The organism is Anaerobutyricum soehngenii (assembly GCF_009697165.1).
Lineage (GTDB): Bacteria > Bacillota > Clostridia > Lachnospirales > Lachnospiraceae > Anaerobutyricum > Anaerobutyricum soehngenii.
The window spans coordinates 86,072-98,397 of sequence record NZ_VULP01000005.1; the positions used below are offsets into that span (position 1 = coordinate 86,072).

9 protein-coding genes are annotated in these 12,326 nt (G+C 37.4%); 4 read left to right on the top strand and 5 right to left on the bottom strand.

Annotated features, from left to right (window positions below):
- Nucleotides 1-223: 223 nt before the first annotated feature.
- Together FYJ25_RS04235 and FYJ25_RS04240 are read right to left on the bottom strand one after the other, a co-directional pair.
- On the bottom strand, nt 224-808 hold the full coding sequence (locus FYJ25_RS04235; protein WP_096241189.1) for a 50S ribosomal protein L25: 585 nt from the start codon (nt 806-808) through the stop codon (nt 224-226).
- Nucleotides 809-1,256: 448 nt separating this feature from the next.
- Nucleotides 1,257-1,940 (bottom strand): Crp/Fnr family transcriptional regulator, encoded by a 684-nt coding sequence (locus FYJ25_RS04240; RefSeq protein WP_096241190.1) that lies wholly within the window; start codon nt 1,938-1,940, stop codon nt 1,257-1,259.
- A 90-nt stretch (nt 1,941-2,030) separates the two neighbouring features.
- On the opposite strand from FYJ25_RS04240, the gene FYJ25_RS04245 reads away from it, so the two are divergent.
- The 4 genes from FYJ25_RS04245 to pyk all read left to right on the top strand — a co-directional run bounded on the left by FYJ25_RS04245 (nt 2,031) and on the right by pyk (nt 7,227).
- Nucleotides 2,031-2,366 (top strand): cupin domain-containing protein, encoded by a 336-nt coding sequence (locus tag FYJ25_RS04245; RefSeq protein ID WP_096241191.1) that lies wholly within the window; start codon nt 2,031-2,033, stop codon nt 2,364-2,366.
- A 35-nt stretch (nt 2,367-2,401) separates the two neighbouring features.
- On the top strand, nt 2,402-4,042 hold the full coding sequence (hcp, locus tag FYJ25_RS04250; protein ID WP_154580623.1) for a hydroxylamine reductase: 1,641 nt from the start codon (nt 2,402-2,404) through the stop codon (nt 4,040-4,042).
- Nucleotides 4,043-4,392: 350 nt separating this feature from the next.
- Nucleotides 4,393-5,685, top strand: a complete 1,293-nt coding sequence (locus FYJ25_RS04255; protein ID WP_154580624.1) for a homoserine dehydrogenase — start codon at nt 4,393-4,395, stop codon at nt 5,683-5,685.
- A 120-nt stretch (nt 5,686-5,805) separates the two neighbouring features.
- Nucleotides 5,806-7,227: a pyruvate kinase gene (gene pyk / locus FYJ25_RS04260; RefSeq protein WP_154580625.1), complete on the top strand. Its 1,422-nt coding sequence runs from the start codon at nt 5,806-5,808 to the stop codon at nt 7,225-7,227.
- 1,156 nt (nt 7,228-8,383) lie between these two features.
- On the opposite strand, the gene FYJ25_RS04265 is transcribed toward pyk, so the two are convergent.
- The 3 genes from FYJ25_RS04265 to FYJ25_RS04275 all read right to left on the bottom strand — a co-directional run bounded on the left by FYJ25_RS04265 (nt 8,384) and on the right by FYJ25_RS04275 (nt 12,322).
- The gene (locus tag FYJ25_RS04265; protein ID WP_154580626.1) at nt 8,384-9,313 is read right to left on the bottom strand and encodes a GTP-binding protein; all 930 of its coding nucleotides are present in this window, start codon (nt 9,311-9,313) and stop codon (nt 8,384-8,386) included.
- Between the two features lie 105 nt (nt 9,314-9,418).
- Entirely contained in the window at nt 9,419-10,075 is a 657-nt protein-coding gene (locus tag FYJ25_RS04270) for a YczE/YyaS/YitT family protein (RefSeq protein ID WP_154580627.1), read from the bottom strand.
- Nucleotides 10,076-10,090: 15 nt separating this feature from the next.
- The gene (locus FYJ25_RS04275) at nt 10,091-12,322 is read right to left on the bottom strand and encodes an alpha-galactosidase (protein WP_154580628.1); all 2,232 of its coding nucleotides are present in this window, start codon (nt 12,320-12,322) and stop codon (nt 10,091-10,093) included.
- Between the last annotated feature and the right edge of the window lie 4 nt (nt 12,323-12,326).

The following is a 12,326-nucleotide window of genomic DNA, read 5'->3' on the forward strand; positions in this document are numbered from 1 at the left end:
TCTTAAACCCGCTCCGAAGCCGCATCTGAGATATGGTATGTTTTCTTTTTTCTGTGTTTTAGCTCCAGAAGGAAGGAATGAAATAGTCTTCTGACCTCTCCCCCTTCTCTCACCAAAGACTATTTCATTCATTCCATGTGGTAGCAACAAACAGAAAATAAAAAGAATAGACCATCGCACATTACATTTGCGATGGTCTATTCTTTTTATTTTCGTCTGTTTTCTATTCTTCTTCCGTTTCTGTTTCTTCATCTTCCGGAACTTCATTGTGTACTTCTGTTACCTGTACAACAGTTTCCTCCGGATTCGTTTTCAGATGAATGCCTTCTGTAGTTGCAATTGGTAAATCTGCAACTCTGATTGTATCACCAGCCTGTTTACCAGTTAAGTCAATCTCAACTTTTTCAACCAGATCCTCCGGTAATGCTTCATAACTGATTTCTTCTAATAATAATTCTACAACACCAGATTTTACCTTATCGTGATTTAAAAGTACAACCTCTGCTACAGAATGTACTTTCTCACCCTTTACTAATGCCTGGAAATCCATCTCCACAATCTCATGTTTCATTGGATTATAGTCAATCTCTTTTAATAAGACTGGCATTGTCTCTCCATCAACAGTGAGTTTTAACTGACTTCCCTTATTACAGGTTCTTAAGATTCTTTCTGCCTCTTTTTTCTCAATTTTCAGCGGCATGGAGCCTTCCATGTTCTTACCGAACACATTGCCTGTAACAAATCCTTCCCTTCTAAGCTTTTTTGCCTTGATTTGCATATCTCTTTTTTCAGCACTTAAAGTATTCATTTATCTTTTCCTCCAAAATGTCTGATGCTTAGAGGCCCTACTTTATCAGGTCTGATAAGTATTTTTCACGGTTATTCTTTTTAAATAACCTCTTCTTTGTTACGCTGCAATTATAGCACTGCTGTCAGAAAAAAGATTCACAAACATTTTTATTTTTAAAGGATTTTTTTATTAATTTTTAAAAACATTTTAAAAATGTGTAGACAATTTAAACAAAATATTTTTTCTATCACTTAACAGATGTTCTATAAAACATTTTTCCAGACATTCATTTTTACTCAAAAGGTGAAGTGGATTTAGAAAATACTTTCTATAAAATGTGTATTATATTCATGGAAACTTTCACCAAAACAGTAGTAGTTCATCACGGACTACGTCAACTGAATAAAGTAAAATATCCCACAAATCAGGGAGAGTACAGATTACTTATTGATTCTTCAAACAAATTCTAAGACTCTCCTTCAAATAATTCCTGCACAGATAATAGACGAAAATGATTCTTTTTCACATAAACCAATCCTTCTTTGGACATTTTACCAAGTTCTTTTGAGAGGGCGGAACGGTCTACGCTTAAGTAGTCTGCAAGCTGCTGGCGGTTAAATGGTATATCAAATTCTTTACTGTTACATAATACTGCCTGATTAGATAAATAGGATAACAGTCTTCCCCGGATAGATTTGGAGGAAGTGTTAAAAATTCTTCGGGACAGGGCGAGATTTTTCTGTGCGGAAACCTGTAAAAGATTTTCTATGAGTTTATTATGGAAAATGCAGGAATTAGAGCAGATATGAAGCATTTTTCCCACATTTAAAAATAAAATTTCTGTATCTTCTGCAGCAATGACATTGACTATCATTTTCTGGTCTGGGATACTGGCATAGGTTTCTGCAAAGATTTCTCCTTCACCTGCCCGCTCTAACACGCTGCGATTTCCCCAAATATCATCATTTTCTATTAAAACACTTCCTGATAAAACAACGCCGACACAGGATACGACTTCACCAGCCCGGTAAATCATTTCTTCCTTTTTATATTTGCGTTTGCCCGCCTTTAAGCAGGACAACATCTGCTCTGTTTCTTCCGGCGTTGCCCCCTGGAAAAGCACTGTTTTTGATAATTTATAAAAATCCATAATTTTCTCCCCGTTTGTTGTCAAAACAACATATTTATTAAATCAACTATATTATACTGCGTATAGAAAGTCAATTAAAGGAGGATAACAATGGCTTATATCAAAAATATTTCACATGAAGAAGTTTTACATCTTGCTGACCAGGTTTCTGCCGATAAAGGACAGATTGTCAGCAAAACATTAGCACAGAATGACCATGTAAGTGTGACACTTTTCGCATTTTCCAAAGATGAAGAAATCGCTACACATGATTCTACTGGTGATGCAATGGTTCTCGTTCTTGAAGGAACCGGTCAGTTCACTGTTGATGGCAAAGAATATATTTTACAGGCAGGAGATACCCTCGTTATGCCAGCGAAAAAACCTCATTCTGTTTACGCAAAAGAAGACTTTAAGTGGCTTCTCACTGTTGTATTTCCTTCATAAAGGAATTTTGTAGAAGAAAAAGGAGATTAAATTTTATGGAAAACCAAATGTTTTGTTATCAGTGTCAGGAAACTGCCGGATGCAGTGGATGTACTCGTGTTGGAGTCTGTGGAAAACAGCCCGATGTCGCTGCCATGCAGGATTTATTGGTCTATGCTACAAAAGGAATTTCTGCGGTAACTACTACTTTAAGACAGGAAGGAGTAGCGATTCAGCCAGCAGTCAATCACATGATTACACTGAATTTATTTACTACAATCACCAATGCCAACTTTAGCAAAGAAGCAATTATCGCCCGGATTCAGGAAACACTTTCCGAAAAAGATTTGCTCCTTTCTAAACTAACAAATATAGATGCACTCCCAGAAGCAGCTCTCTGGAACGGCTCCGTGGAGGAATTTGATACAAAAGCTGCAGCTGTCGGCGTTCTTTCTACAGAAAATGAGGACATCCGAAGTCTTCGTGAACTGATTACTTACGGATTAAAAGGACTTTCCGCTTACTCCAAGCATGCAAATGTTCTTTTACAGGATAATGAGGAAATTGATGCATTTATGCAGCGTGCCCTTGCCGCAACTCTCGATGACAGTTTATCTGCTGATGATTTAATCGCTCTTACTTTAGAAACTGGTAAATACGGTGTGGACGGTATGGCTCTCCTTGACAATGCCAATACTTCCACCTACGGAAATCCAGAAATCACAAAGGTAAACATCGGTGTTGGCACCCGTCCAGGCATCCTTGTTTCCGGTCATGACCTTCGTGACCTTGAAATGTTACTCAAACAGGCACAGGGAAGCGGTGTGGATGTATATACTCATTCTGAAATGCTTCCTGCACACTATTATCCCGCTTTCAAAAAATATCCAAACTTCGTCGGCAACTACGGAAATGCATGGTGGAAACAGAAAGAGGAATTTGAAAGCTTCCACGGCCCGATTCTCATGACAACAAACTGCATCGTTCCACCAAAGGACAGCTACAAAGACAGATTATACACAACCGGAGCAGCCGGTTATCCAGGTTGTAAACACATTTCTGGTGAAATTGGGGAAGAAAAAGACTTCTCCGCAATTATTGAGCAGGCAAAACACTGTGCAGCACCAGAAGAAATCGAACGTGGAGAAATTATAGGCGGATTTGCCCATAATCAGGTACTTGCCCTCGCCGATGATATTGTTACCGCTGTAAAATCCGGTGCAATTAGGAAGTTTGTCGTTATGGCAGGCTGTGACGGCCGCATGAAATCACGAAACTACTACACAGATTTTGCAAAAGCATTACCAAAAGATACGGTAATTCTCACCGCAGGCTGTGCAAAATACAAATACAATAAGTTGAATTTAGGTGATATTGGCGGTATTCCACGAGTACTTGATGCCGGACAGTGCAACGACTCCTACTCCCTCGCCGTTATTGCCCTCAAATTAAAAGAAGTATTTGGACTTGAGGATATTAATGAACTTCCAATTATCTACAATATTTCCTGGTATGAGCAAAAGGCAGTCATCGTTTTACTTGCCCTTCTCTACCTTGGAGTAAAAAATATCCACCTCGGACCGACACTCCCTGCGTTCTTATCCCCAAATGTTACGAAGGTATTAGTGGATAACTTTGGTATCGCTGGGATTGAAAGTGTGGAAGAAGATTTAAAACTCTTTGGATTATCAGAGTAACTAGAGCGTGCTTGAAAAATGCTCTAGTAATTTGGGTGGCTAAACAGACGAAAACCATCTGTCTCCCTCCATTTCCTCTTCAAATCCTCCTTCCTTTGATTTGATTCCCCAAATCCAGCCAAGGTCAGCCCGTTGGAAGATAAATAAATCATATTTGTGGCCTCGGAGCAAGGTTTGGATGCGAGCGCGTAAGCGAACATTCAAACCGCCGCGACTAAAGTCACAAATATGATTTATTTATCTTCCAACGGGCGTCCTCTCATTTAACAAATCAAAGGTTGTGTATTTGACAGGACTCTGTTAAAATGATACACAACCTTATTTATTGATTTTTTATTTGGAGGTAATTTATGGAATCAGTTCAGAATAAAATTGTGAAAGCCGCTTTATTAGGTGCCGGTACTGTCGGAAGCGGCGTATATGAACTCGTAAAAGAGCGTCAGGAAGATTTTCCACATATCTGTGGCGCACAGATCGAGATTGCAAAAATTCTTGTTCGTGATGCTTCTAAAGAAAGAGCGGGAATCCCATCTGATCTTCTTACTGATAGCTGGGAAGAGATCATCGCTGATGACAGCATCTCTATTATTATAGAAGTAATGGGTGGAATCGAACCCGCAAAGTCCTATCTTCTTGAAGCGATGAAGGCAGGAAAACAAGTCGTAACTGCCAATAAAGATTTAATTGCTGAGCATGGTCATGAACTTTTAGATACAGCGGAAAAATATGGCTGTGATTTTAAGTTTGAAGCTGCTGTTGCCGGATGTGTTCCAATCATTCAAGTATTAAAACAGAGTATGTCCAGTGAAAATATTACTGAAATCATGGGGATTGTAAACGGTACAACAAATTATATTCTTACCCGCATGACACAGAGTGGCATGAGTTATGATGAAGCCCTAAAAGAAGCAACCGATCTTGGTTATGCAGAAGCAGATCCTACTGCTGATGTAGATGGTCTTGATGCCGGACGTAAGATTGCTATTATGGCTTCGATTGCCTTCCATTCACGTGTTACATTTTCTGATGTCTACATCGAAGGAATTAGAAACATTACTGCAAAGGATATTTTTTATGCAAAAGAATTTAATTCAGTAATTAAGCTTGTCGGTATTGCCAGAAAAGATGAGAACGGTATCGAAGTAAAAGTTCTTCCGATTCTCATCCCACAAGAGCATCCTCTTTCTACGGTAAATGATTCTTTTAATGCGGTATTTGTTCATGGAACTGCTTCTGATGATACAATGTACTATGGTCGTGGAGCCGGCAAACGTCCAACTGCCAGTGCAGTAACTGGAGATTTATGTACTGTTGCAAGACATATTATTGAAAAACATTCAAATCTTCATGTATGCTCTTGCTATAAGGAACTTCCGATTAAAAATATCCAGGATACTTACTCCCGTTTCTTCCTTCGTATGCAGGTTGCTGACCGCCCAGGTGTCCTCGCAAACATTACAAGTGTATTTGGCACAAGTCAGGTAAGTATTGCTCAGATTATTCAGAAATCACGCCAAAACGGAATTGCCGAACTGGTTATTATTACTGACAGAGTAAAAGAACTCTATTTTTCCGATGCTCTTAATATTTTGAAAAGACTTTCCATTGTTAACAGTATTTCCAGTCTTATTCGGGTATATTAAGGATATTTTACATTCTTTTCTCGTAAATACCTTCAAATACCCGTTGACAAATTAATTGAAATTATTAAAATAGAATGGTAATGCTAATTTTAAACCACGGAAATAGGAGGATTTATTGCTATGCGAAAAACCAAGATTATTTGTACCCTTGGACCGGCAACAGATAAGGGGAATGTTCTGGAACAGTTAATGCTTTCCGGAATGAATGTTGCCCGCCTTAATTTTTCTCATGATACTTACGTGAATCAGAAGAAAAGAATAGATAAAGTAAAAGCCTTACGTACAAAGCATCACCTTCCGGTTGCATGCCTTTTAGATACAAAAGGACCAGAAATCCGTTTAAAGACATTTAAAGAGGAAAGAGTTACTCTTGAAATGGGACAGGATTTCTGCCTGACTACAAGAGATGTAGAAGGAACAAAAGACATCGTCAGTGTCACACATAAAGATTTGCACAAAGATATCCATGTTGGTTCTAATATCTTAATCGATGATGGACTGGTTGGATTAAAGGTAGTGGCTATTAAGGGGCAAGATATCCACTGTAAAGTAGAGAATGGCGGAACGATTTCTAACAGAAAGGGAGTAAATATCCCTGGTGTGGAACTTTCTATCCCATTTATGAGTGAAAAAGATAAAGAAGACCTTTTATTTGGTATCAAACAGGATGTTGACTTCGTTGCTGCTTCTTTCACAAGAACTGCTGATGATATCAAAGAAATGAAAGCATTCTTAAAAGCAAACGGCGGAGAAGATATCCGTATTATCGCTAAAATCGAAAACTCTCAGGGTGTTGATAATATCGATTCTATCATTGATGCCTGTGAAGGTATCATGGTTGCTCGTGGTGACATGGGTGTAGAGATTCCTGAAGAAGAAGTTCCTATTATCCAGAAGATGATTATCAAAAAAGTAATCGCAGCTGGTAAAGTAGTTATCACAGCTACACAGATGCTCGATTCTATGATGAAAAATCCTCGTCCTACTCGTGCAGAGACTACAGACGTTGCAAATGCAATCTATGATGGAACAAGCGCTATCATGCTTTCCGGAGAAACAGCAGCAGGTGCTTATCCTGTAGAAGCTGTTCAGATGATGGCTAAAATTGCGAAGCGTACAGAAGAAGCCATCAATTATCGTAAACGTTTTGATGATATGGCTAAATACACAAATCCTGGTATTACAGATGCCATCTGCCATGCTACATGCAGCACAGCTTATGACCTTGATGCCAAAGCAATCATCACTGTAACCAAAACTGGTTTCTCTGCAAGAATGATTGCAAAATACCGCCCAGGTTGTGATATTATCGGATGTGCTATGGACGAAAAAGTCTGCCGTCAGTTAAACTTATCCTGGGGTGTGCAGCCTATCCTTCTTGGAGAGGAATGGGAAGTATTCGTACTCTTTGAACGTGCAATTAATGCATGTAAAAAAGAAGGTCTCCTTGAAAACGGTGACATTACTGTTATTACTTCCGGTGTACCAATCGGACGCTCTGGAACAACAAATATGTTAAAAGTTCAGGTAGTAGCTGATTAAATACTATTTGTAGATTTCGTGTAGACGAAAAAAGAAATAATACCATATCCCATCTGCTCTGTAGTCGCTGTGTTTAAAATGCTCGTTCGCATCTTAAACACGCTCCGAAGCCGCATCTGGGATATGGTATTATTTCTTTTTTCTGACTATCTAAATCTACGGTTTAACAACATGGAATGTGCCAGAAGGCTATGGTCTTCCGGAAAATTAAATTCTAAAGGATTGACACTCAAATTGTTCTCCTTCCAACATAAATCACTAATTTGAGGGACGAAAGAAACGAAAACCAAAAATTTAAGATAGAAGAAAATATGAAGATAGTCGCGGCGTAGAAAATACCTGACCGGCATTTTTACTGGCTCCGACATCACATTTTCTTCTATCTTAAATTTCTGATTTTCTGCTGTTTGGCTCCAGAAGGAAATTAGTATTTAGATTTGAGGAAGAATGAGGGGATTGTCTAGAAGTCTATGGCTTTCATCTAAATAGAAGCTCCAGACGAGGAATATTTTCTTATGGCAAAATAGTTCTTTGATCAAAAATCATAATCTTCTGGAGAACCCCCTTCTCTTTCCAACATAAATCACTAATTTGCTATTTGTTATCAAAACTAGACAGCCGCTGAAACAAAATTTCCTGCTGAATTGTAAGGAAACTATGGTAAAGAAAAAAGAATGGTTATAAGTATTGCGTTTTGTGACTTTGCGCTGTGGAATTCTGACCATGGGAACTTGGGATTCGTTTTTCCCAAGTTCCTGTTTTTCTGGACAGAATGGAATGCTTAGCGCAACGGAACAAAATCTAACTTATAACCATTCTTTTTTTCTTTAGAAGACTGAGTACAATTCAGCAAGAAGATACCCCTTCTGGACAATCCCCTTTTTTCTCAAACAAAAGTACTAATTTGATAGACTAAAGGGATGAAAACCAGAAATTTGAATGTCAACCCTTTAGAATTTAATTTCTCGGAAAGTTGTAGTCTTCTGGTGCATTCCATGTTGCCAAACTATAGATTTAGATTAGACAGAAAAAAGAAATACTGCCCTATCCCAGATGCGGCTTCGGAGCGTGTTTAAGATGCGGATGAGCATTTTAAATACAGCGACTACAGAGCAGATGGGATAGGACAGTATTTCTTTTTTCGTCAATATGAAATCTACAAATAAGTATTTATCTTTTCTTTGTTTAGTTTTTCTCCTATTACTATGAAGATTTCCTGTCCTTTTTTTATCGGTTGTATAGTAATATTTTGATGTGTGGCATTAAGTTCGATCCACTGATCTGGTTTTGACTGCATAAATCCTTTTATTCGGAAGATATTTCCACATTCTTTGTCGTTAAATATTTGTTTTACTTTTTCTTCAAGTTTCTCTACCGGTATAGTTAAATTCATAAAATATAATGACTGAAATGCATCTTCTTCTGCAATGTCTTTTTTCTCATAATCTGCACCAACATAACCTGCTGACTGAATTCTTTTAAAATCTGTGTCAGAAAGTTTATTCCAGTCTTTGGCAAAAATTTCTTTTTCAAATCGGCGGTCGCAATGGACAGATTCCATTGCTTTATTAAGGTGTGCTTTTATACGCTCTATATCGGTCTCTGCTGCCTCCTGCGCTTTACTTAATAAAACAATGCCTGCACTGGCTACTTCCGATGCAAGGATGAATTCTGCGTCTTCTGAGAGATTCTCTTCAAGCATTGCATCTACGACTGTAATTACATTTCCTATTTCATACCATCTGTCAAGCGGAGATTCATGAAGGGCATCGAAGAATTCGTCCATATCGAAAATTCCGGACGGCTCAATCAACACTCTGTCATATCCGCACATTCCCATTGCAATGAGTTTGGTGCGAAATCTTCTTCTATGACAATCTTTATCACATCCACCTGCTACCATTTCCAATGTACATTTTTCTCCTGCAATGTCCTGAAGTAACATCATATCGACATTTACTGCCCCAAAATCATTCTCTAATATACCGATATTTAATCCCTGATCTATAAGATACTTTGCATATTTTTTTATAAATGTGGTCTTACCTGAACCTAAGAATCCTGTAATTAAATCTATTTTTACCATTTTATTTTTCCTCCTGTTTTGGCAAGGATATTATAACAAAAAAATGATTTTGATTCTATGCCAAAATACATAGATCAAAATCATTTTTATAAATATACTTATTTTTTATTTTTGTCTTATCAAATGTTTTATAACCTTTTCTTTAAAAAATTGTATCATCGGTCCATTGCAACATGCATTGATTATCGTTCCGATTCCTACAATACTCCACACGCTGTTTTTACCTATAATGCAAAACAGCACCCCGATCATCACTACTGTAATATCTGAACTTACTCTTGCAATATGAAATGGAATTTTTCCTTTTGTTACTTTTTCAATAATAATAGCCACCGCATCATATGGGGCAACTCCCATGTCTGCTGTCATATACAATGCTACTCCCATTGATGCCATGAATTGCCCAAGTATTAATGCAATAATACGAAGCGGCATTGTTATATGTATCTGTGCAACGTCGTTTACCAGGAAACAAATAAAGTCTGCAATATATCCTACAAATACCATATTGATGATTGTCCCTAACCCTATGCAATGCCGCACCGTAAAAAATACAATAATTAGTAATACGATGTTTATAACAAGTTGCCAGTTACCAAATGACCATCCAATAAATCCACTAATTGCAAGATTCATTCCACTAAATGGATCAACACCAAAGCCTGCAATTCGAAGGAAAGACACGCACAGACCGATCAATAAAATACCTGTTACCATCAACAGAATTCTTATTTTAGATTCTATCTGATTTTCTTTTTGCATAACATACTACCCTTTTTATTTTTCTTTTGCCTTTAAAATATAAATTCTTGATTCAAAATCTGTACATGGAGTTGCATCACCCGGAACTTCTCCTGCCGTTACATCTGTTGTAATCAGACCAAAATTCATCAGTTCATCTCCATAATTTTCTGTTTTATTTAAAATATTTTCGTAAAGCATATCTGGATCTAATCCTTGTAATTTTATTCTACTATATGCCTGATTCACTCCATTTAACGTACGATAATATCCAACAATTGCTGTCTTTTTATCTTCACTCACAACCATCCAAATCGTCTCATTTCCTTCAAATGGACTTTTGAGTCTGTAAAAATCACCAAACTGAAATAATTTTCTATATTTTTTCATAAAAATAATCTGTTCTTTTACTTCTGCGATTTCTTCTTCTTTCAGACTATTTAAATCAAGCTCATAGCCAAAAGTACCAAAATAAGCTACGTTTGCTCTGGTATGTAACGGGGTTTTTCGGAATACCTGATGATTCGGAATGACCGACACATGACTTCCCATACTGCTTATTGGATAACAAAGAGAGGTTCCGTATTGAATTTTCAAACGTTCAATCGCATCGGAATCATCACTCGTCCATCCCTGGGGTGCATAATACAACATTCCGGGGTCAAAACGTCCACCACCGCTTGAACATGATTCAAAAAGTACTTCTGGAAATTCTGATGTCAGTCTCTCGTATAAGTCATATACGCCAAGAATATAACGATGGAATACTTCTCCCTGACGATCTGCCGGCAGTGCCACACTGTAACATTCTGTAATACTACGGTTCATATCCCATTTAATATAAGAAACTTTTGCTTCAGATAAAATCTTTGCCATCATCTCATAAATATACTCTACTACTTCTTTGCGTGAAAAATCTAAAACATACTGATATCTGCCATGAGATGCATTTCTTCCCGGTGTATGCAAAATCCAATCTGGATGCGCACGATACAAGTCAGAATCTTTATTGGTCATTTCCGGTTCAAACCACAGTCCGAATTTAATTCCCATCGCTTCAATTCGCTCTGATAATCCTTTAATACCATTCGGAAGTCTTTCTGGATTTGCAACCCAATCACCTAAACCTGCATGGTCATCATTTCTTTGTCCAAACCATCCATCATCTAATACAAAAAGCTCTACTCCACATTCTTTTGCTTTAGAAGCAATTTGAACAAGACGATCTTCTGTAAAATTAAAATAAGTTGCTTCCCAATTATTATTTAAAATTGGTCTTGGACGGTCCCGCCAATAACCTCTGGCAAGTCTTTTTGCATATAAACGATGAAAAGTCTGACTCATCTTATTTAACCCTTGATCAGAATAGACCATAACCGCTTCCGGAGTTTGAAATTCCTCCCCTGGTTCTAATTTCCAGTCAAATCGATCTGGATTAATTCCTACAGTAATCCTTGTTACATCATGGGTATCTACTTCTGCCTGCATTCGGAAATTTCCACTGTAGATTAAACTAAATCCAATAACCTCTCCCGATGTTTCTCCTGCATTCGGACGTTTCAGTACCATAAATGGATTGTGTTCATGTGAAGAATTTCCTCGCATACTGTCTATTGCAGTAATGCCCTGTTCTAATATACGATTCTTTACATATCGTTCTCTAGACCATGCCCCAGAAAGCTGCATCCACACATAATCCTTGTCCGGAAGATCTAAATTAAGACTCATCATCGTCTGCAAATGTAATACTTTTTCTCCTTCATTACATATATGTGCGCTTCTGGCTATTGCACTTCCTTTAGAAAAAATAGTATATAATAATGTAAGTTTTGCTCCTGTCAGACTATCTTTTAATATAATTTTTAATGTTTCTGCCTCTTCCTCACTTTCTGTATAAGTTGCCGGAAGTCCTTTTAACGATGGTTTTCCCTTTAAAATCTCATAACCTACATACTTAAATTCAGAAATATTACTTCCATTTTCCTGCATAATTTCAATTGCCGGATGTCGATAATCTGTTGTTCCATAGACAGGATATTCTTGTCTTATATGCTCTAAAGAAAAGCTTCGGTCTCCCTCAAAAATGTAAGAAGTCATCGGACGACCACATTTTTCTACAAGGTAGGAGAAATCTGGTTTGTCATGAATTCTTTTTCCATAATATAATTGTCCCATATGTCCGTTTTCTAAGACACACATAATATAGCTGATTTCTTCGTTATATAAATGAAATGTTTTTGTTTCTTTGTGAAAAATAATTTTTTCCATAAAT